The sequence below is a fragment of the Pseudomonas alloputida genome (assembly GCF_021283545.2).
GTDB lineage: Bacteria > Pseudomonadota > Gammaproteobacteria > Pseudomonadales > Pseudomonadaceae > Aquipseudomonas > Aquipseudomonas alloputida.
Map to the genome: position 1 here is coordinate 4980401 of NZ_CP128540.1, position 22052 is coordinate 5002452.

The following is a 22052-nucleotide window of genomic DNA, read 5'->3' on the forward strand; positions in this document are numbered from 1 at the left end:
GCTCGGCAAAAAACTGCTTGGTAATCGGCAACTCCTGTGTTTTCGCGGAACCCACAGAAGTTGTATCAAGAAGGGAGGGTAGTCTACCGGAATGTACCCTTCAGCTCAAACCTTGCGCGTTCGTCGGTAACTGCCAGTGCAGTTGGCAATCCGCCTGCACCAGCCCGGGCAGGTTGGCCACCGCCAGCAGGCATTCGCCGTGATACAGCAACGGCAGGCGCGAGCGCAGGAAATGCGGCACCTGCTGTTCGTTGAGCAGGCGCTTGAGGTCCCGCCGACCACGGCCGGGAACCTCCAGCATTTCACCCCCCTGACGGTAGGCAATGCGCAACCCGCTCGGCACGGCTGCGCCAACAAGACGCACGCAACCATTGCCCGGCAACCGCAACGGCCCATCAGGGTCGGGCCAGGCCAGCGAGCCAGCCGGTTGCTGTAGCCAATCACCGCTCAACCACCAGATGCGCCCGTGGCTACGCACCAACCGTCCATCGGCAAGCCGCCAGACTGGCCGGGCATCGGCACCGGCATCGCGCAGGTCTGCCCAGCCGGCCCAGTGCCGGGTATCGGGCAAACGGGTGCGCTGGCTCAGCCAGTACTGCAAGGCATTGCGCTGACGGGCCGGCGATAACGCCAGCAGGGCGGCCAGGTCGAGGGAATCCAGCCCCGGCCAGGCGAGGGGCGCCCCCTTACCCGCAAGCGCCAGATCCTCCTGGGCCAGTTCGTCCAGCAAACCCAGCGCCTCGCCCAGATGCTCTGCTGCACGGGCGAAGTTCTGGCTGGCCTGTGGCCAACGTTGCTGCAAGTGCGGCATCACTTCGCCGCGCAGGTAGTTGCGGGCGAATTGTGTGTCGACGTTTGACGGGTCTTCGATCCAGGTCAGCCCTTGGGCTTGAGCATACTCCTGCAAATGTTGCCGGGAACAGGCCAGTAACGGCCTGACCAGGCTGCCCTGCCCCAGCGCCCGCTGCCCCGGCATTGCCGCCAGGCCCCGCAGGCCGGCACCGCGCAACAGGCGGAACAGCAGGGTCTCGGCCTGGTCGTCGCGGTGCTGGCCGGTGAACAGGATATCGCCCGGGCCGAGCACTTGCCTGAAGGCGGCATAGCGGGCATCGCGAGCGGCCTGTTCAAGGCTGGCGCCTGGGGAGACCTGGACGTGGATGACCTGAAGTTCAACGTCGAAATTGTCGCAGATGGCCTGGCAGTGGGCGGGCCAGGCGTCGGCAGCAGCTTGCAGGCCGTGGTGGATATGGATGGCGCGCAGCGGGGGGGATGCGTGGTTGCGGGCGTATTCGGCCAGCAGGTGCAGGAGGACGGTGGAATCGAGGCCGCCGGAGAAGGCGACGTACCAGGTGGGGGCGTTGAGCCAAGGAGTGAGGTTGATCATCTAGCCCTCGCTCGATTCCAGAAAGCATTCGCGGGCATGCCCGCTCCCACACGTACGGCGCAAGCCTCAAGGGCAGCGCAATACCTGTAGGAGCGGGTTTACCCGCGAACACCGGCGAAGCCGGTGCCATCAATCACAAGGGCCGCAAAACGGCCCCGGGGCAAATCAGAATTAGAGGCCGTAGCTCATCAGGCGCTCGTAACGACGGGCCAGTAGCGCATCGTTGTCGAACTTGCCGAGCATGTCCAGCTGCTGCACCAGATCGGCACGGATGCTTTCGGACATCTTGGCCGGATCACGGTGGGCGCCGCCCAGCGGCTCCTGGATGACCTTGTCGACAATGTTCAGGCTCTTCAGACGCTCGGCGGTGATGCCCATGGCCTCGGCCGCGTCTGCTGCTTTATCGGCAGTTTTCCACAGAATCGAAGCACAGCCTTCCGGCGAGATCACCGAGTAGGTGGAGTACTGCAGCATGTTCAGTTGGTCGCACACGCCAATGGCCAGTGCCCCACCGGAACCACCCTCACCGATCACGGTAGCGATGATCGGGGTTTTCAGGCGTGCCATGACCCGCAGGTTCCAGGCGATGGCTTCACTCTGGTTGCGCTCTTCGGCGTCGATGCCCGGGTAGGCGCCCGGCGTGTCGATGAAGGTCAGGATCGGCATCTTGAAGCGTTCGGCCATTTCCATCAGGCGACAGGCCTTGCGGTAGCCTTCCGGGCGCGGCATGCCGAAGTTGCGACGCACTTTCTCGCGCACTTCACGGCCCTTCTGGTGGCCAATGACCATGACCGGCTTGCCGTCCAGACGCGCAGTACCACCCACGATGGCGGCGTCGTCAGAGAAGTGACGGTCCCCGTGCAGCTCTTCGAACTCGGTGAAGATGTGCTCCAGGTAGTCCAGGGTGTAAGGACGACGCGGGTGACGGGCCAGGCGGGCGATCTGCCAGCTGGTCAGGTTGCCGAAGATGCTTTCGGTCAGGGTGTTGCTCTTGTCTTGCAGACGGGCAATTTCATCGCTGATGTTCAGCGAGTTGTCGTTGCCCACCAGGCGCAGGCCTTCGATCTTGGCTTGCAGGTCGGCAATCGGCTGTTCGAAGTCGAGGAAATTCGGGTTCATAGTCATCCGTCTTGGGTCTACGGCCAGGCGGCCGGCCGGTTGATCCGTTTGGCGCCATACCTTACGGGATCAGGCGCATTCAGGTCGAGATTAAATTTTTGTCGGTTCAACGATATTGCAGGAAGACGTTCTCACGCCCGAACTGGTCACGCAGCGCCTGAATCAGCCCATCGGCCGGGTCGATCGCCCACTGCTCGCCAAACTGCAGCATGGCCTTGGCGTCACTGCCGGTGTACTCCAGCGTGATCGGGCAGGCACCGCGATGGCGGGTGATCAGCTCGCCCAGCCACTTCAGCCGGTCGCCCTTCAGTGCGTCGTGCGCCACCTTCAGGCGCAGGCTCTCGGCCAGCTTGGTGCGCGCGTCTTCCATGGTCATCACCTGCTTCACCCGCAGGCGCAAGCCCCCGGAGAAGTCGTCATTGCTGACCTCGCCTTCCACCACCACCATCGCATCGGTCTGCAGCAAGGACTGTGCCGCCATGAAGGCATCGGCAAACAGCGATGCCTCGATCCGCCCGGAACGGTCATCCAGGGTGACGAAGCCCATCTTGTCGCCCTTCTTGTTCTTCATCACCCGCAGGGCAATGATCATGCCCGCGATGGTCTGGGTTTCGCGCGACGGCTTGAGATCGACGATGCGCTGGCGTGCGAAGCGGCGGATCTCGGTCTCGTACTCGTCGATCGGGTGGCCGGTGAGGTACAGGCCAAGGGTGTCCTTCTCCCCCTTCAGACGCTCCTTGAGGGTGAGCTCGCGCACCTTGCGATGGTTGGCATAGACGTCGACATCTGCCGCGTCGAACATGCTGCCGAACAGGTCGACATGGCCACTGTCAGCGGTATGCGCAGCCTGCTCGGCTGCCTTGATGGCCTCGCCCAGCGCCGACAGCAAGGTTGCCCGGTTGATGTCGATGTTGGCGTGGTAGGCCTTGATCTCGTCATGGAAGTGCGGGCCAAGGCGGTCCAGCGCGCCACTGCGCACCAGCGCATCAAGGGTACGCTTGTTGACCCGTTTGAGGTCGATGCGTTCACAGAAATCGAACAGGTCCTTGAAGGGACCGCCTTGGGCACGAGCCTCGACAATCGCCTCCACCGGGCCTTCGCCGACACCCTTGATGGCACCAAGGCCGTAGACGATACGGCCGTCGTTGTTGACGGTGAACTTGAAGTCCGAGAAGTTCACGTCCGGCGCGTCGAGGCGCAGCTTCATGCTGCGCACCTCCTCCACCAGCACCACCACCTTGTCGGTGTTATGCATATCCGCCGACAGGACCGCGGCCATGAATGGCGCCGGGTAGTGGGTTTTCAGCCAGGCGGTCTGGTACGACACCAGGCCATAGGCGGCGGAGTGGGATTTGTTGAAGCCGTAGCCCGCGAACTTCTCTACCAGGTCGAAGATGTTACCGGCGAGGTCCGCATCAATATTGTTGGCCACGCAACCTTCGATGAAACCACCGCGCTGCTTGGCCATTTCCTCGGGCTTTTTCTTACCCATGGCCCGGCGCAGCATGTCGGCGCCACCCAGGGTATAACCTGCCATCACCTGGGCGATCTGCATCACCTGTTCCTGGTACAGGATGATGCCGTAGGTTGGCGCCAGTACCGGCTTGAGGCCTTCGTACTGGTAGTCGGAGTGCGGGTAGGCCAGCTCGGCGCGGCCGTGCTTGCGGTTGATGAAGTCGTCCACCATGCCCGATTGCAGCGGGCCCGGGCGGAACAACGCAACCAGTGCGATCAGGTCTTCCAGGCAGTCGGGCTTGAGCTTCTTGATCAGCTCCTTCATGCCGCGCGATTCAAGCTGGAACACCGCCGTGGTTTCGGCCTTCTGCAGCAGCTCGTAGGTCTTGCGGTCGTCCAGCGGGATGAAGTCGATGTTGAGGTCGGGCAGGTTCTTCTTGGCCTGCTCGCGGTTGATGATCTCCATCGCCCACTTGATGATGGTCAAGGTACGCAGGCCGAGGAAGTCGAACTTCACCAGGCCGGCGGCCTCGACGTCATCCTTGTCGAACTGGGTTACCAGGCCACCACCCTCTTCATCACAGGCGATCGGCGAAAAGTCGGTGAGCTTGGTCGGTGCGATAACCACACCACCGGCGTGCTTGCCGGTACCCCGGGTCACACCCTCCAGCTTCAGGGCCATGTCCCAGATTTCACGGGCGTCTTCGTCGCCCTTGAGGAAGTCACGCAGGATTTCTTCCTGCTCGTAGGCCTTCTCCAGGGTCATGCCCACTTCGAAGGGGATCATCTTCGACAGGCGGTCGGCCAGGCCATAGGATTTGCCTTGCACCCGCGCCACGTCACGCACCACCGCCTTGGCGGCCATGGTACCGAAGGTGATGATCTGGCTCACCGCGTTACGGCCGTAGGCCTCAGCCACGTAGTCGATCACCCGGTCACGGCCGTCCATGCAGAAGTCGACGTCGAAGTCGGGCATGGAAACACGTTCAGGGTTGAGGAAGCGCTCGAACAGCAGGTCGTAGGCCAGCGGGTCGAGATCGGTGATCTTCAGGACATAGGCCACCAGCGAGCCGGCACCCGAACCACGACCCGGGCCCACCGGTACGTCGTTGTTCTTGGCCCATTTGATGAAGTCCATAACAATCAGGAAGTAACCGGGGAAGCCCATCTGGATGATGATGTCCAGCTCGAACTTCAGGCGGTCCAGGTAAACCTGACGCTTTTCTTCATAATTGGGCGTGGTCTCTTTCGGCCACAGCACGGCCAGGCGCTCTTCCAGGCCTTCGTGGGCCACATGCCGCAGGTAGTCGTCGATGCCCATGCCGTTGGGCGTGGGGAAGTCAGGCAGGAAGTACTTGCCCAGTTGCACCTGGATGTTGCAGCGCTTGGCAATCTCGACGGTGTTGGCGATGGCGTCGGGCAGGTCGCTGAAGAGCTCGGCCATTTCCTCGGCCGACTTCAGGTACTGCTGGTCGCTGTAGCAACGCGGACGGCGCGGGTCGTCAAGGGTCCATCCCTCGCCAATGCATACGCGGGTCTCGTGGGCGTCGAAGTCCGCCTGCTTGATGAAACGTACGTCGTTGGTAGCCACCAGCGGGGCGCCAAGCTTGTCGGCCAATGCCACCGCCGCGTGCACGTATTCTTCGTCGCGTGCCCGATTGGTGCGCTGCACTTCAACGTAGAAGCGCTCGGGGAACATGCCCATCCAGTCTTGAAGAAGCGCTTCGGCTTCGTCTTGCCGCCCCGCCAGCAGCGCCATGCCAATGTCGCCTTCCTTGCCCGCGGACAGGGCAATCAGGCCCTCGCTGGCCGGGGCGATCCATTCACGCTGGAGGATGACCAGGCCATTGCGCTGGCCATCGGTCCAGCCGCGCGAGATCAGTTCGGTGAGGTTGCGATAGCCCTTGGGGTCCATGGCCAGGAAGCAGATGCGCGACAGCGGGGCTTCCGGGTCGGCACCGGCCAGCCACAGGTCGGCACCGCAGATCGGTTTGATGCCGGCGCCCATGGCAGTCTTGTAGAACTTCACCAGCGAGCACATGTTGCTCTGATCGGTGATCGCGACCGCCGGCATGTTCATCCCGGTCAGCGCCTTGGCCAGCGGTTTGATCCGCACCAGGCCGTCGACCAGCGAGAATTCGGAGTGGACGCGCAGGTGAACGAAGGGAACCGACATGGAAGATCCTGTAGCAGTGCTTAACGACAAGGGCGGGATTGTAGCCTAACTAGGGGCTTTTTTTGGGGCTGCTTTGCAGCCCTTCGCGGGCACGCCCGCTCCCACAGGTACGGCCCCGCCGCTCAGACCGATGAATCCTGTGAGAGCGGGCGTGCCCGCGAAGGGCCGCGAAGCGGCCCCAATAGGTCAGATCAGGGAATCGGTGACGCCTTCGCGCGCTTCCCAAGCCGCCCGCACCGGGGCGAAGGAACGCCGATGAATGGGCGTAGGCCCAAGACGTGCCAACGCCTCGAGATGCACCGGGGTCGGGTAGCCCTTGTGCCCGCCAATGCCATAACCCGGGTAGATCAGTTCGAACGCACTCATCTCCCGATCACGGGTCACCTTGGCCAGGATCGATGCCGCCGCAATGGCCGGCACCTGGCTATCCCCCTTGACCACCGGTGCTGCCGGCACCGCCAGCTTCGGGCAGCGATTGCCATCGATCAGGGCCAGCTTTGGCGTAATGTGCAACCCCTCCACTGCCCGCTGCATGGCCAGCATGGTGGCTTGCAGGATGTTCAGGCTGTCGATTTCCTCGACTTCGGCGCGGGCGATGCAGAAGCTCAAGGCCTTTTCGCAGATCTCGTCGAACAGCGCCTCACGCCTGGCTTCGGTGAGTTTCTTAGAATCGTTCAGACCGAGAATCGGCCGTGCAGGATCAAGAATCACCGCCGCCGTTACCACCGCGCCGCACAGCGGGCCACGGCCCACTTCATCAACGCCGGCAACCAGGTCTTCTACCAAGTTGAAGTCCAGTCCAATTTGCATGTCAGCGGTCCTTGAGCAGGGCCAGTACCGCCTCGGCCGCCTGATTGGAGGCGTCACGGCGCAGGGTGCGGTGAATTTCGTCGAAACGTTCGGTCTGCTGGCTTCCATCGCGCACCAGCGGCGCCAGGGTGTTGGCCAGCGCTTCGCTGGTAGCGTCGTCCTGCAGCAACTCGGGCACCAGCTCTCGCTGGGCCAGCAGGTTCGGCAATGACACGTAAGGGCTTTTCACCAGACGCTTGAGAATCCAGAAGGTCAAGGGCGCCAGGCGGTACGCCACTACCATCGGCCGCTTGTACAGCAACGCCTCGAGGGTGGCGGTGCCCGAGGCGATCAGCACCGCGTCACAGGCCGCCAGGGCCTGGTGCGACTGGCCATCGAGCAGGGTCAGCGGCAGTTGGCGCCCTTCAAGCATCTGTTCGATCTGGGCGCGCCGCGTGGCGTTGGCGCAGGGCAACACGAAGCGCACACCCGGCACTTGTTGGCTGAGGCGCTCGGCGGCGTCGAGGAACAGCGCGCCCAAGCGCCCTACTTCGCCACCCCGGCTGCCCGGCATCAACGCCACCACCGGCCCCTCGCCCAGGCCCAGCGCGGCACGCGCGGCCGGGCGGTCGGCTTCAAGCGGTATGGTGTCTGCCAGCGGGTGGCCGACAAAACGCACTGGCACACCCTGCTCTTCGTAGAACCGCGCCTCGAACGGCAGCAGCGTCAGCATCAGGTCGCAGCCTTCGCGGATCTTCAGCACGCGCTTCTGCCGCCAGGCCCACACTGACGGGCTGACATAGTGCACGGTCTTGATCCCGGCCTGGCGCAGCTTGAGCTCGATGTTGAGGGTGAAGTCAGGGGCGTCGATGCCGATGAATACGTCGGGCTTTTCTTCGATCAGGGTCTGGATCAGCAGCTTGCGGCGCTTGAGCAGTTCGCGCAGGCGCCCCAGTACCTCGACTAGCCCCATGACGGCCAGGCGCTCCATGGGGAAATAGGATTGCAGGCCCTCGGCCTCCATCAAGGGGCCGCCAACCCCGATGAAACGCACGTCGGGGTGGCGCGCCTTGAGGGCACGCATCAAGCCTGAACCAAGGATATCGCCACTGGCCTCACCGGCGACCAGCGCTACGCAAAGCTGGGCCATATCAGCGCGTGATGCCGCGAGCGGAGCTCAGGATCGACTGACGGAACAGCTCGACCTCAGGGTGTTGCGTGGCCGGTTCGGCCAGCTCCTTGAGCGCGTCTTCTACGGTCAGGCCCTGACGGTAGACAATCTTGTAGCAACGACGCAGCACATGGATCACCTCGTCGCTGAAACCGCGGCGGCGCATGCCCTCGAAGTTCATGCTGCGGGCTTCGGCGGGGCTGCCGAACACGGTAACGAAGGCCGGAACGTCCTTGCCAATGGCCGTGCCCATGCCGGAAAACGCGTGGGCGCCAATGTGGCAGTACTGGTGAACCAGGGTGTAACCGGACAGGATCGCCCAGTCACCCACATGTACATGACCTGCCAACGCCGTGTTGTTGACCAGGATGCAGTGGTTGCCGATGACACTGTCGTGGCCAATGTGGGCATAGGCCATGATCAGGTTATGGTCACCCACGGTGGTTTCCGCGCGGTCCTGAACAGTACCGCGGTGGATGGTCACCCCTTCGCGAATCACATTGTGATCGCCGATCACCAGGCGCGTCGGCTCACCCTTGTACTTAAGGTCCGGGGTGTCTTCACCGATCGAGGAAAACTGAAAGATACGGTTGTGCTTGCCGATGCGGGTCGGGCCTTTGAGCACAACATGCGGGCCGATAACGGTGCCCTCCCCGATTTCTACATCAGGGCCAACGATCGACCAAGGGCCGACCTCGACGCCGTCGGCCAGCTTGGCCGACGGATCGATAATGGCCCGAGGATCAATCGAATTCATAGGGAGCGTTCCGCGCAGGTGATTTCTGCCGAGCAGACCGGCTTGCCATCGACAAGGGCGCGGCACTCGAACTTCCAGATCATGCTTTTACGGCTGAGGAACTTGGCTTCCAGCACAAGCTGGTCACCCGGCAGAACCGGCTGACGGAAACGCAGTTTGTCGGAACCGACAAAGTAGTACAGGGTGCCATCGGCCGGCTTGGCATCGAGCATCTTGAAACCAAGGATGCCGGCCGCCTGGGCCATGGCTTCGATGATCAGGACACCCGGCATGATCGGGTGTGCCGGGAAGTGGCCATTGAAAAACGGCTCATTGATGCTGACATTCTTGTAGGCACGAATGCTCTGGGCCTCGAAGTCCAGATCCGTCACACGGTCTACCAGCAGGAACGGGTAGCGGTGAGGCAGGTATTCGCGAATCTCGTTGATGTCCATCATTTCGGTGGGGAAGCCTGTAATAAGAATAGGGAGCGCAGGTGCTGACCACACGCTCCTTTTGCAATCCAAAGAGGAGCCAGCTAGCGACTGTTCACTCTTGCTCAGGGAATGGTATCAGCCTTCTGATGTCGGCAGGCCACCTGAGGTCACGGTATCGACGCGTTTTTCCAGCTGCTGGAGACGCTTGGCCATGTCGTCCAGGTGGCGGATACGCGCGGCGCTCTTGCGCCAGTCAGCCAGCGGCTGCATGGCAGTGCCGGAAGAATAGGAACCCGGTTCAGTGATCGAACGGGTAACCATGGTCATTCCGGAAACGAAAACGTTATCGCAAATATCGATGTGCCCAACCAGCCCCACACCCCCGGCCAGCATGCAGTGCTTGCCGATGCGCGTGCTGCCGGAGATTCCGACGCAAGCGGCCATGGCAGTGTGATCACCGATCTGTACGTTGTGAGCGATCTGGATCTGGTTATCCAGCTTGACCCCGTCGCCGATCCGGGTGTCGGACAGCGCGCCACGGTCGACAGCAGTATTGACGCCGATCTCCACGTCATCACCAATGGTGACGCCGCCGATCTGCGCAATCTTGCGCCAGATGCCCTTTTCGTTGGCAAAGCCGAAGCCCTCGCCGCCGATCACGGCACCCGACTGGATGACCACACGCTTACCGATGGTCACGTCGTGATACAGCGTGACCCGCGGTGCCAGCCAACCACCTTCACCGACCACACAGCGGGCACCGATGAAGCAGTGTGCGCCGATGCTGACGTTGGCGCCGATGCGCGCACCACTTTCGATGACCGCGAACGGCCCGATGCTGGCGCTGGCGTCCACCTGGGCATCTTCCGCCACCACGGCGCTGGGATGTATACCCGCCTCAGCCTTGGGTTTGGGATCGAACAGGTGGGAAATTCGCGCGTAAGCCAGGTACGGGTCCGCCACGACCAGGGTATTGCCGGCAAAGCTTTCGGCATCCGCAGCCTTGAGCAGCACCGCGCCGGCCTGGCTGTTATCCAGGTACTTGCGGTACTGCGGGTTGGCGAGGAAGCTCAACTGCGTCGGGCCAGCCTCCTGCAAGGTGGCCAACCCGGTAATCTGCAGCGCCTCGGGCCCCTTGAGGGTAGCTCCGAGTACCTCGGCCAGCTGGCCTAGCGTCATGGTCACACTCATATCAACGGGCTTGGTTCATGCGCTCGATGACTTGGCGGGTGATGTCGTACTGAGGTTTGACATCGATGACCGCACCACGCTCGAGGACCAGGTCGTAGCCGCCCTTCTTGATCACTTCCTCGACAGCACCATCCAGCTTCGGCTTCAGTTGCTTGAGCATGTCGCGATCAGCAACGGCCTTGGCTTCGTTCAGTTCCTTGGACTGGAACTGGAAATCGCGGGCCTTTTGCTTGAACTCGAGCTCCAGGCGCTCACGCTCCTGCTGCTGCATCTTGTCGCCGCCCTTGATCAGGCGGTCCTGGATGCCCTTGGCACTGCTTTCCAGGCTTTTCAGCTTGGTCAGTTGCGGACCGAATTTCTTCTCGGCATCAACCGCATACTTCTTGGCGGCATCCGACTCGAGCAGGGCCATCTGGTAGTTCAGGACGGCAACCTTCATTTCGGCGAAAGCCGGGGTGGCGACCAGCGCCGCGGCCACTACGGCCAATTGAGCCAATTTACGCACGATGCACTCCTGGATAAACCGTTGTCATTAAGCAAGGGCCGACCTTAGAAGGTCTGGCCCAGAGAGAATTGGAACACCTGGGTATCGGCATCGTCCGGCTTCTTGACCGGCATTGCCAGGCTGAAGCTCAGGGGGCCCAGTGCGGTAATCCAGGTCACGCCCAGGCCGACCGAACTGGCCATGCCCGAGAACCCGACCTTCTCGCAATCAGGTTTGTTGCCGCAATTGGTGTCGAACACGTTACCCACGTCCCAGAACACAGAGGTGCGCAGTGAACGCTGGTCCTTGACGAACGGCAGCGGGAACAGCAGTTCGGCACCGCCTTGCACCAGCACGTTACCACCAAACGGCAACGGATCCTGATCCGGGTCGGCGATGGTGCCTGGCTTGCCACCTGCGGCCTCACCGATGCTCGGGGTACTGCGCGGGCCCAGGCTGCTGTCCTTGAAGCCACGGACGGAGTTGAAACCACCCGCGAAATAGTTCTCGTAGAACGGCAGACCGGAGGTGCTGCCGTAACCATCACCATAGCCCAGCTCGGTATGCAGGCGCAGGGTGTAGTCGCTGGTGATCGGCTTGAACAGCTGGCCACGGTAGTCAAGCTTGAAGAACGACAGGTCGCTGCCCGGAACGGTGGACTCCAGGGTCAGGCTTTGCGAGTGACCACGGGTGGCCAGTACGCCTTTGTTCAGGGTCGACTCGGACCAGCCGATCGAGGCCTTGAAGTTCAGGAAGTTGTCACCTTCCTCCTCGAGGAAGTCGAAGATCTCGTCAACGGTGTATTTGCCGGTCTTGATCTTGTCCTGCTGCACGCTCAGGCCGTAGGTCAGGCGCGAGGTTTCGCTGATCGGGTAGCCCAGGCTGACGCCGGCACCGTAGCTGTCCACCGCATAGCTGGCAACGTCGACGTCGAGGTCGTCGTAATCGGTGCTGCGATAGAAGGCGTTGTAGCCCAGGCTGACGCCATCGGCGGTGAAGTAGGGATCAACGAAGCCGAAGTTGTAACGGGTCTGGTATTCCGAACGGGTCAGGCCGATGGATACCTTGTTACCGGTACCGAGGAAGTTGCTCTGGCTGATCGAACCACCCAGGATCAGGCCGGCGCTCTGGGCGAAACCGACGCTGGCGGTGATCGAGCCGGAGGCCTGCTCTTCGACGCTGTAGTTGACGTCGACCTGGTCGTCAGTGCCAGGCACCTGCGGGGTCTCGACGTTGACTTCCTTGAAGAAGCCCAGGCGCTCAAGACGGGTCTTGGACTGGTCGATCAGGTAGGTCGACGCCCAGCCGCCTTCCATCTGGCGCATTTCGCGACGCAGCACTTCGTCTTCGGTCTTGGTGTTGCCGCGGTAGTTGATGCGGTTGACGTAGGCACGCTTGCCCGGGTCGACCACGAACATGATGTCGACCGTGTGGTCCTGGTCGTTGGGTTGCGGCACGCCGTTGACGTTAGCGAAGGTGTAGCCTTCGTTACCCAGCCGGCGGGTGATCAGCTCGGACGTGGTGGTCATCACCTTGCGCGAGAATACCTGCCCCGGCTGCACCAGCAGCAGCGACTTGACCTGGTCTTCCGGCACCTTGAGGTCACCGGACAGCTTCACGTCGCGAACGGTGTATTTCTCGCCTTCGTTGATGTTGACGGTGATGTAGACGTGCTTCTTGTCCGGCGTGATGGACACCTGGGTGGAGGCGATGTCCATGTTGATGTAGCCGCGGTCCAGGTAGTAGGAACGCAGGCGCTCCAGGTCACCGGAGAGTTTTTCACGGGCGTACTTGTCGTCGTTCTTGAAGAACGACAGCCAGTTGGTGGTCTTCAGCTCGAACAGCTGCCCCAGGGTCTCATCATCGAATACGTTGTTGCCAACGATGTTGATGTGCTGGATGGCGGCGACGGTGCCTTCGTTGATCTTGATCTTCAGGGCCACACGGTTGCGCGGCTGCGGCACCACTTCGGCATCGACCTCGGCCGAGTAGCGCCCTTGGGCCACGTACTGGCGTTGCAGTTCGTTACGCACACCTTCGAGGGTGGCACGCTGGAAGATCTCGCCTTCGGCCAGGCCCGATTGCTTCAGGCCCTTCATCAGGTCTTCGGTGCTGATCGCCTTGTTGCCTTCAATCTCGATGCTCGACACCGACGGGCGCTCGACCACGTTGATGATCAGCACATTGCCATCGCGGCTCAACTGGATGTCCTGGAAGAACCCGGTCTTGAACAGGGAACGAGTCGAGTCCACCAGGCGGCGGTCGTCAGCCTGGTCGCCGACGTTCAGCGGCAAGGCACCGAACACACTGCCAGCGGAAACCCGCTGCAGGCCGTTGACGCGAATATCGGAGATGGTGAAGGACTCGGCGTGAACTTCAGCGATCATCAGTGCGGACATGACCGCAGTTAGCAGCAGACGTTTCATGAAGTCCTTTTATTCCAACTGGCAATAAACAACCTGCCGTCACAGAACGGCAGGTTCGCAATTGAGCGAAGCTTTATAGTCGACCCAGATCGTTGATCAGGGCGAGCAACATCACCCCTATGACCAAACTGATACCGATCTGAACCCCCCAACCTTGCACCCGATCCGACAGCGGACGACCGCGCGCCCACTCGACCAGGTAAAACAGCAAATGCCCCCCGTCCAGTACTGGAATGGGCAGCAGGTTAAGAACCCCCAGGCTTATGCTCAGGTAGGCCAGGAAATTCAGGAAATCCCCCACGCCGGACTGGGCTGAAGCGCCCGCCACTTTAGCAATGGTTATCGGTCCACTCAAGTTTTTTACCGAGAGCTCCCCGAACAGCATTTTCTTCAGCGATTCAAGGGTCAGGACGCTCATGTTCCAGGTACGCGACAAGCTCTCACCCACCGCATCCAGCGGGCCGTAGCTGATTTCGCGGAGCATGTTGGCAGGCCATTCGCCACCTTTGACACCAGCGCCAAGATAGCCACCGACTGCCTTGCCCTCCCCCTTGCGGGCCAAGGTCACCGGCAGTTCCAGGGCAGCGCCGTCGCGCTCCACTCGCACCACGACCTTGGCATCCGGGCGGGCGCGCACGCGGTCGACTACCTGCTGCCATTCGGTCACTGCCAAATCATCCAGAGCCAGCAGCTTGTCACCGGTTTTCAGGCCCGCAGCGGCAGCCGGCCCCTTCGGATCGATCTCGGCCAGCACCGGGGTGATCGCCGGGCGCCAAGGGCGCAGCCCCAGGGATTGAATCGGGTCCGGCTCGTCGGCGCCCTTGAGCCAACTGTCCAGCTTGACCTGCAGCTGGCGCTCGGCGCTGGCGCCCTCATCGCGCACGCCAATCTGCAAGGTACCGCTCTCGCCCAGACGACGAACCAGCTGCAAATTGACCGCCGACCAACCGTTGGTCGGCTTGCCATCCACAGAAACAATTTCCTGACCCGCGGTCAGCCCTGCAGATGCTGCCAGGCTGCCACTGTCGACCGCGCCGATAACCGGGCGGATTTGCTGGGTACCCAGCATCGCCAGCACCCAGAAAAACAGGATAGCCAGCAGAAAATTGGCGATCGGGCCTGCCGCGACAATCGCAATACGCTGGCGCACCGACTTGCGGTTGAACGACTGCCCGGCCAGCGCTGGCGGCACATCGCCTTCGCGCTCGTCGAGCATCTTGACGTAGCCACCCAGAGGAATGGCCGCAACAACGAACTCGGTGCCGTGGCGGTCATGCCACCGCAGCAGCGGCGTGCCGAAACCCACCGAGAAACGCAGCACCTTGACGCCGCAGCGGCGCGCCACCCAGAAGTGACCGAATTCGTGGAAAGTGACCAGCACACCCAAAGCCACGAGGGTGCCGATAATCATGTAGAGCGCTGTCATGTCCATCTCCGAATGATGTTCAGCGGGCCGGCATCCTGCCCAGCCCCCTCACGAACCTTGGCGGGCCTGCATCAGCGGCCGTGACGCCTCAGCCACTCACGGGAAAGCTCCCGGGCACGCTGATCGGCGGCAAATACCGCATCCAGCGACGGCAGCGGTACGACGGGTTCCTGGTCGAGTACCTGTTCGATCATACCCGCGATCTCCGGGAAGCGGATGCGCCGTTCAAGAAATGCCTGGACCGCGACTTCGTTGGCCGCATTGAGCACGGCAGGCGCGCTGTTGCCGGCCTCGGCAGCCTGCCGCGCAAGGCGCAGGCAAGGGAAGCGTTGTTCGTCGGGCGCCTGGAAATCCAGACGGGCGATGGCGAACAGGTCCAGCGGGGCAACCCCGGAATCGATCCGTTCCGGCCAGGCCAACGCGTTGGCGATTGGCGTACGCATGTCCGGGTTGCCCAACTGCGCGAGTACCGAACCGTCCACGTAGTCGACCAGCGAGTGGATCACGCTCTGCGGGTGCACCACCACCTCAACCTTGGACGGCACGGCATCGAACAACCAGCAGGCTTCGATCAACTCGAGGCCTTTGTTCATCATGCTGGCCGAATCCACGGAGATCTTGCGCCCCATGGACCAGTTGGGGTGCGCACAGGCTTGCTCCGGAGTCACGTCCAGCAGCGCCTCGACCGGCGTTTCGCGGAACGGCCCGCCGGACGCGGTAAGCAGGATCCGGCGCACACCGACGGCACTCAGGCCACGGGCGTAGTCGCCTGGCATGCACTGGAAGATAGCGTTGTGTTCGCTGTCGATCGGCAGCAGCACGGCACCCTTTTGCCGCACCGCCTCCATGAACAGTGCGCCGGACATCACAAGTGCTTCCTTGTTGGCCAGCAACACCTTCTTGCCTGCCTCGACTGCCGCCAGCGTGGGGCGCAGGCCGGCAGCACCGACAATGGCTGCCATCACTGCATCCACTTCAGCGGCCGACGCCACTTGGCAAAGCCCGGCCTCACCTTCCAGCACCTCGGTGGTGCAACCGGCCGCAGCCAGACTCGCACGCAACCTCACCGCCGCCTCGGTGCTCGGCACCACAGCGAAGGCCGGACGATGACGCACGCATAGCGCCAACAGCTCGTCGATGCGCGAATAGCCAGTGAGGGCGAACGCTTGATAACGGTCAGGATGACGCGCAATCACATCCAGCGTACTCAGGCCAATGGAGCCGGTGGCCCCGAGCACGGTAATACGTTGCGGGCGACTCACATCACACCCCATTCGGCAGCCCACAACAGCACGGCGAAGATCGGGATTGCGGCAGTCAGGCTGTCAATGCGATCGAGCACACCCCCATGCCCGGGCAGCAGATTGCTGCTGTCCTTGATGCCGGAGCGACGCTTGAACATGCTCTCGGTCAGGTCACCGACCACCGAGGACATCACCAGCAACGCAGCGCCCAACAGGCCCAGCAGGATCTGACCAAAGCCCCAGTCGCGGCTGATGCCGACACCCAGGGTAATCAACAGGCTGACCGCCAGACCACCGTACACGCCTTCCCAGCTCTTGCCTGGGCTGACCTGGGGAGCCAGCTTGCGCTTGCCGAATGCCCGGCCAGAGAAGTACGCACCGATGTCGGCGGCCCACACCAGCACCATGACCGACAGGATCAGCCAGTTGCCCAAGGGCCAGTGCTTGAGCAGCACCAGCCCTTGCCAGGCCGGCAGCAACACCAGCAGGCCGATCAACAACCGACAGGCCGCACTGGCCCACAGGTCGCTGCTGCGCGGGTAGGTAAGCACCAGCCAGGTGGCCAGCCCCCACCAGATCACGGCAGCGCCCAGCACCCAGGGCGCCAGTTCCGGAAGGATGTGCAGCAGCATCAGCGCCCCCGCGACCACCGCTGCATAGGCAATGCGCAGCGGCTGGGCCATCAGCCCGGCAAGGCGCGCCCACTCCCAGGCACCGAGGGTCACTACGAAGCCGATGAACAGGGCGAAATCCCCGCCATTGAGCAGGAAGAAACCACCCAGCGCGACCGGCAGCAGGATCAGCGCAGTAATGATGCGTTGTTTAAGCATTAAGCACGAGCTCCAGCCTCGACCTGCTCGCTGGTCTTACCGAAGCGGCGCTGGCGCGAAGCGAAATCGGCCAGGGCATTGCGCATGGCCTCGTGTTTGAAGTCCGGCCAGTAGAGGTCGGAGAAGTACAACTCGGCATAGGCCAGCTGCCACAACAGGAAATTGCTGATGCGGTGCTCGCCACCGGTGCGAATGCACAGGTCCGGTAACGGCAGGTCGCCGGTTGCCAGGCAGGTCTGCAGCAGACCCGGGGTGATGTCTTCCGGGCGCAGGTGCCCGGCTTGCACTTCCCGCGCCAGCCGCTGGGCAGCCTGGGCGATGTCCCACTGGCCACCGTAGTTGGCTGCTATCTGCAGAATGAAACGGTTGTTGCCAGCGGTCACTGCCTCGGCCTCGCGCATGGCGGCCTGCAGCTCAGGATGGAAACGCGAACGGTCGCCGATGATGCGCAGGCTGATGTTGTTCTCGTCAAGGCGCTTGGCCTCACGGCGCAGCGCCGAGAAGAACAGCTCCATCAGCGCACCGACCTCTTCGGCAGGGCGCTGCCAGTTCTCGCTGGAGAAGGCGAACAGGGTCAGTACCTCGACCCCGGACTTGGCACAGACTTCGATGACCGCGCGAACGGCATCCACACCCGCCTTGTGCCCGGCCACGCCGGGCAGCAGGCGTTTTTTCGCCCAGCGGTTGTTGCCATCCATGATGATCGCGACATGACGCGGCACCGAGGACGGCGCCGCTGGCTTGGTCTTTTCCATTAAAAAACCCCGGCCTTAGACGGCCATCAGGTCCTTTTCCTTGGCTTTGAAGGCAGCATCCACTTCGGCGACGAACTTGTCGGTCAGCTTCTGGATCTCGTCCGCGGCGCGACGCTCTTCGTCTTCGCTGATTTCCTTGTCCTTGGTCAGCTTTTTCAGGTCAGCCAGGGCGTCGCGGCGCACGTTGCGCACGGCTACCTTGGCATCCTCGGCAACACCGCTGGCCTGCTTGGTGTAGCCCTTGCGGGTTTCCTCGGTCAGGGCCGGCATCGGCACACGGATGGTGGTACCGGCGCTGGACGGGTTAAGGCCCAGATCGGAGGTGAGGATGGCCTTTTCGATGGCAGCGCTGAGGTTCTTGTCGTGAGCGACGATCTTCAGGGTGCGGGCATCTTCGACGGTGATCGCGGCGACCTGGTTCAGCGGCATTTCGCTGCCCCAGGCGGTAACCTTGACGCTGTCCAGAATGCTTGGGTGAGCGCGACCGGTGCGGATTGCAGCCAGGTTGCGGGACAGGGCTTCGATGGACTTGCCCATGCGCTCCTGCGCGTCTTTCTTGATGTCGTTGATCATGCTTGGCCTTCCTCGATCAGTGTGCCTTCAGCGCCACCCACCACAATGTTCAGCAGGGCGCCAGGCTTGTTCATGTTGAATACCCGCAATGGCATCTTGTGGTCACGGCACAGGCAGATTGCGGTCAGATCCATCACACCCAGCTTGCGATCCAGAACCTCATCGTAGGTCAGGTGATCGAATTTCTCGGCATGCGGGTCCTTGAATGGATCGGCAGTGTACACGCCATCGACCTTGGTCGCCTTCAGCACCACGTCAGCATCGATTTCGATGGCGCGCAGGCAGGCCGCGGAGTCGGTGGTGAAGAACGGGTTGCCGGTACCGGCGGAGAAAATTACCACATCCCCGGAGTTGAGGTGACGAATAGCTTTGCGGCGATCGTAATGATCGGTGACACCCACCATGGAAATGGCCGACATGACCAGGGCCGGGATGTTCGAGCGCTCCAGCGCATCGCGCATGGCCAGGCCGTTCATCACGGTAGCCAGCATCCCCATGTGGTCACCCGTGACGCGGTCCATGCCGGCTGCGCTGAGCGCGGCGCCGCGGAACAGGTTGCCACCACCGATCACCAGGCCGACCTGGACACCGATCCCTACCAGCTGGCCAACTTCAAGCGCCATGCGATCCAGCACTTTCGGGTCGATCCCGAAGTCTTCCGAGCCCATCAGGGCCTCGCCGCTAAGTTTGAGCAAAATGCGTTTATAGCGAGGTTGGCGACCACTCACCTGCTGAGCCATTGCGAGTCTCTCCTGCGGCGTACTTTTAGAAAATTCGTGCGGGCTGTTTGCAGCCTGCTAACTGTAGCGTGGCACCGCTTCGGTGCCAGCGAAGAGGGAGTCGTATAAACTCCTCCCCGTTTTGACAAAGAGGCTGCGCGCGTGAGCGGGCAGCCTCTTTGGGGCGACAGACGGGGCTGTCTTACTGCTTGGCAGCAGCGACCTGAGCGGCAACTTCAGCAGCGAAGTCGTCGACTGGCTTCTCGATGCCTTCGCCTACTTTGAAGTAGGTGAAGGAAACGATTTCTGCACCGGCTTTCTTGGCCAGCTCGCCAACCTTGATTTCCGGGTTCATGACGAAGGCTTGCTCTTTCAGCGAGGCTTCGGCCTTGAACTTGGTGATACGACCGTTGATCATGTTCTCAACGATGTTTTCCGGCTTGCCGGCGATCTTGTCGGCGTTCAGCTGCAGGAAGACATTCTTCTCGCGCTCGATGGCCTCGGCGGAGATTTCCGACGAATCCAGGAACTCAGGGTTCGAAGCTGCAACGTGCATGGCGATGTTCTTCGCCAGCTCCACGTCACCGCCTTTCAGAACGACGACAGCGCCGATCTTGTTGCCGTGCAGGTAGGCACCGACAACGTCACCCTCAACGCGCACCAGGCGACGGATGTTGACGTTCTCGCCGCACTTGGCAACCAGGGCTTCACGAGCAGCTTCACGCGAGGCGATCAGCGGAGCGGCGTCGGTCAGCTTCTGGGCGAAGGCTTCTTCGAGGCTTTCGGCCACGAAGTTCTTGAAGTCGTCTTGCAGGGCCAGGAAGTCGGTCTGCGAGTTCACTTCCAGCAGGACGGCGGAAGTACCGTCGGTCTTGACGGCGATAGCGCCTTCAGCAGCGACGTTGCCAGCCTTTTTGGCGGCCTTGATGGCGCCCGAGGCACGCATGTCGTCAATGGCTTTCTCGATGTCGCCGCCGGCCTTTTCCAGGGCCTTTTTGCAATCCATCATGCCTTCGCCGGTACGCTCGCGCAGTTCTTTTACCAGCGCTGCAGTAATTGCTGCCATTTCAAAATCCTCTTGGAAAGTTTTTCAACCATTCCACCCGTCAATCACGGGCGTTCAATTCTGCAAATCCGCTGTTTTCATTTCAGCAGGCCCATGATGCGGGGCCGATGCTGACAGCAGGATTTCAAGGTGGCAAAAAGGGGGCAAAGCCCCCTTTTTGCGTGCCAAGTAGACGCTAGCGCCTATTACTCAGCAGCAGGTGCAGCCGCTTCTTCAGCGTAAACTTCGGTGCCGCCGGCAACGTTGTTGCGGCCGCGGATGACTGCGTCAGCCATCGAAGTCATGTACAGCTCGATAGCGCGAATGGCGTCATCGTTACCTGGGATGATGTAGTCAACACCTTCCGGGCTGCTGTTGGTATCGACAACGCCGATGACCGGGATACCCAGTTTGTTGGCTTCGGTGATCGCGATGCGCTCGTGATCAACGTCGATAACGAACAGAGCGTCTGGCAGACCGCCCATGTCCTTGATGCCACCCAGGCTGCGATCCAGTTTTTCCAGGTCGCGGGAGCGCATCAGGGCTTCTTTCTTGGTCAGCTTGGCGAAAGTGCCGTCTTCGGCCTGGGTTTCCAGGTCGCGCAGACGCTTGATCGAAGCGCGGATGGTCTTGTAGTTGGTCAGCATGCCGCCCAACCAACGGTGGTCAACGTACGGCGAACCGCAACGAGCTGCTTGCTCGGCGACGATCTTGCCGGCGGAACGCTTGGTGCCGACGAACAGGATCTTGTTCTTGCCCTGGGCCAGGCGCTCTACGAACGACAGAGCGTCGTTGAACATTGGCAGGGTTTTTTCCAGGTTGACGATGTGGATCTTGTTACGCGCGCCGAAAATGTACTTGCCCATTTTCGGGTTCCAGTAACGGGTCTGGTGGCCGAAGTGCACACCGGCCTTCAGCATATCGCGCATGTTGACTTGGGACATGATAGTTCCTTGATAAGTCGGGTTGGGCCTCCACGTATCCCAATGACCAACCCGCGAATTCTGCGACTCGGGGCACCCAGGTCATCGTGTCGACACGTGTGTGGGTTAAGTGCTGACGGGGTCGTCCCCGAAAGCGGCGCATTTTATACCACAGACCGCGAGCGAACGGAACCCGGATACTGTTGCGTCTGTCAGCACTTTTTGCAGCACCCCGGCTTTCGCGCCAGAATGCCAGCTGTAGACAACAGCATGGCCGCCTTTATCCCGACCGATCGGCGCCCTGCTCTGCTAGAATCCGGCCTTTCCCGTTTGTTCGCGCCGTGCACGGCGCCGTAGAGAGCCTGTAATGACCGTCACCATCAAGACCGCAGAAGACATCGAGAAGATGCGCATCGCTGGCCGCCTGGCCGCCGAAGTGCTGGAAATGATCGAAGAACACGTCAAGCCCGGTGTCACCACCGAAGAGCTCGACCGCCTGTGCCACGATTATATCGTCAACGTTCAGCAGGCCATCCCGGCACCGCTCAACTACAAGGGCTACCCGAAGTCGATCTGCACCTCGATCAACCATGTGGTCTGCCACGGCATCCCCAACGACAAGCCGCTCAAGGACGGTGACACGCTCAATATCGACGTCACCGTGATCAAGGACGGCTACCACGGCGACACCAGCCGCATGTTCCACGTCGGTAACGTGCCGGTCTGGGCCGAGCGCCTGTCCAAGGTCACCCAGGAATGCATGTACAAGGCCATCGAGCTGGTCAAGCCGGGCTGCCGCCTGGGCGACATCGGTGAAGTGATCCAGAAGCACGCGGAAAAGAACGGTTTCTCGGTGGTACGCGAGTTCTGCGGTCATGGCATCGGCAAGGTGTTCCACGAAGAGCCGCAGATCCTCCACTATGGCCGCGCTGGCACGGGCATGGAGCTGAAGGAAGGCATGACCTTCACCATCGAGCCGATGATCAACCAGGGCAAGGCCGACACCAAGGTGCTGGGCGACGGCTGGACCGCCATCACCAAGGACCGCAAGCTCTCGGCCCAGTGGGAACACACTTTGGTGGTGACCGCCACTGGCTACGAGATCTTCACCCTGCGCAAGGACGACACCATCCCGCGCACTTCGGCCTGACCGCACCCCGACAGGCCAC

Annotated in this window: 19 protein-coding genes; 1 reads left to right on the plus strand and 18 read right to left on the minus strand. The window is 61.8% G+C overall.

The features are described 5' to 3' along the window. Window positions 1-100: 100 nt before the first annotated feature. From tilS to rpsB, 18 genes are all read right to left on the minus strand, one after another. The gene (gene tilS / locus LU682_RS23115) at window positions 101-1384 is read right to left on the minus strand and encodes a tRNA lysidine(34) synthetase TilS (protein ID WP_010952684.1); all 1284 of its coding nucleotides are present in this window, start codon (window positions 1382-1384) and stop codon (window positions 101-103) included. A gap of 171 nt (window positions 1385-1555) precedes the next feature. Beyond that, on the minus strand, window positions 1556-2503 hold the full coding sequence (locus tag LU682_RS23120) for an acetyl-CoA carboxylase carboxyltransferase subunit alpha (RefSeq protein ID WP_003252323.1): 948 nt from the start codon (window positions 2501-2503) through the stop codon (window positions 1556-1558). Window positions 2504-2609: 106 nt separating this feature from the next. After that, entirely contained in the window at window positions 2610-6134 is a 3525-nt protein-coding gene (dnaE, locus tag LU682_RS23125) for a DNA polymerase III subunit alpha (RefSeq protein WP_010952683.1), read from the minus strand. A gap of 186 nt (window positions 6135-6320) precedes the next feature. Beyond that, window positions 6321-6944, minus strand: a complete 624-nt coding sequence (gene rnhB / locus LU682_RS23130; RefSeq protein WP_003252319.1) for a ribonuclease HII — start codon at window positions 6942-6944, stop codon at window positions 6321-6323. Between the two features lies 1 nt (window position 6945). Beyond that, a complete protein-coding gene (lpxB, locus tag LU682_RS23135) occupies window positions 6946-8073 on the minus strand; it encodes a lipid-A-disaccharide synthase (RefSeq protein WP_010952682.1) in 1128 nt (375 codons plus the stop codon). Between the two features lies 1 nt (window position 8074). Then, entirely contained in the window at window positions 8075-8851 is a 777-nt protein-coding gene (gene lpxA, locus LU682_RS23140) for an acyl-ACP--UDP-N-acetylglucosamine O-acyltransferase (protein WP_010952681.1), read from the minus strand. Continuing rightward, complete coding sequence (gene fabZ, locus LU682_RS23145) at window positions 8848-9288, minus strand: 3-hydroxyacyl-ACP dehydratase FabZ (protein WP_003252314.1); 441 nt, start codon at window positions 9286-9288, stop codon at window positions 8848-8850. Before fabZ ends, lpxA begins: the two co-directional genes overlap by 4 nt. A 114-nt stretch (window positions 9289-9402) precedes the next feature. Further along, window positions 9403-10458 (minus strand): UDP-3-O-(3-hydroxymyristoyl)glucosamine N-acyltransferase, encoded by a 1056-nt coding sequence (gene lpxD, locus LU682_RS23150; protein WP_003252312.1) that lies wholly within the window; start codon window positions 10456-10458, stop codon window positions 9403-9405. Between the two features lies 1 nt (window position 10459). Further along, entirely contained in the window at window positions 10460-10963 is a 504-nt protein-coding gene (locus LU682_RS23155) for an OmpH/Skp family outer membrane protein (RefSeq protein ID WP_003252311.1), read from the minus strand. Between the two features lie 44 nt (window positions 10964-11007). Further along, the gene (bamA, locus tag LU682_RS23160) at window positions 11008-13368 is read right to left on the minus strand and encodes an outer membrane protein assembly factor BamA (protein WP_010952679.1); all 2361 of its coding nucleotides are present in this window, start codon (window positions 13366-13368) and stop codon (window positions 11008-11010) included. A gap of 73 nt (window positions 13369-13441) precedes the next feature. Then, complete coding sequence (gene rseP / locus LU682_RS23165; protein WP_049587451.1) at window positions 13442-14794, minus strand: RIP metalloprotease RseP; 1353 nt, start codon at window positions 14792-14794, stop codon at window positions 13442-13444. 71 nt (window positions 14795-14865) lie between these two features. After that, a complete protein-coding gene (gene ispC, locus LU682_RS23170) occupies window positions 14866-16056 on the minus strand; it encodes a 1-deoxy-D-xylulose-5-phosphate reductoisomerase (RefSeq protein WP_049587431.1) in 1191 nt (396 codons plus the stop codon). Next, entirely contained in the window at window positions 16053-16868 is an 816-nt protein-coding gene (locus tag LU682_RS23175) for a phosphatidate cytidylyltransferase (RefSeq protein WP_010952676.1), read from the minus strand. Before LU682_RS23175 ends, ispC begins: the two co-directional genes overlap by 4 nt. Further along, window positions 16868-17623 carry a polyprenyl diphosphate synthase gene (uppS, locus tag LU682_RS23180; protein WP_010952675.1) on the minus strand — a complete coding sequence of 252 codons (756 nt, stop codon included), beginning with the start codon at window positions 17621-17623 and terminating at the stop codon, window positions 16868-16870. Before uppS ends, LU682_RS23175 begins: the two co-directional genes overlap by 1 nt. A gap of 15 nt (window positions 17624-17638) precedes the next feature. After that, on the minus strand, window positions 17639-18196 hold the full coding sequence (frr, locus tag LU682_RS23185) for a ribosome recycling factor (RefSeq protein WP_003252296.1): 558 nt from the start codon (window positions 18194-18196) through the stop codon (window positions 17639-17641). Then, complete coding sequence (pyrH, locus tag LU682_RS23190; protein WP_003252294.1) at window positions 18193-18936, minus strand: UMP kinase; 744 nt, start codon at window positions 18934-18936, stop codon at window positions 18193-18195. The genes frr and pyrH overlap by 4 nt, the downstream gene beginning before the upstream one ends. A gap of 181 nt (window positions 18937-19117) precedes the next feature. Further along, window positions 19118-19981 (minus strand): translation elongation factor Ts, encoded by an 864-nt coding sequence (gene tsf / locus LU682_RS23195; RefSeq protein ID WP_010952674.1) that lies wholly within the window; start codon window positions 19979-19981, stop codon window positions 19118-19120. A gap of 185 nt (window positions 19982-20166) precedes the next feature. After that, a complete protein-coding gene (gene rpsB / locus LU682_RS23200) occupies window positions 20167-20904 on the minus strand; it encodes a 30S ribosomal protein S2 (protein WP_003252287.1) in 738 nt (245 codons plus the stop codon). A gap of 346 nt (window positions 20905-21250) precedes the next feature. Here rpsB and map point away from each other — a divergent pair, with 346 nt between their 5' ends. Continuing rightward, window positions 21251-22033 carry a type I methionyl aminopeptidase gene (gene map, locus LU682_RS23205; RefSeq protein WP_003252286.1) on the plus strand — a complete coding sequence of 261 codons (783 nt, stop codon included), beginning with the start codon at window positions 21251-21253 and terminating at the stop codon, window positions 22031-22033. Window positions 22034-22052: the final 19 nt, after the last annotated feature.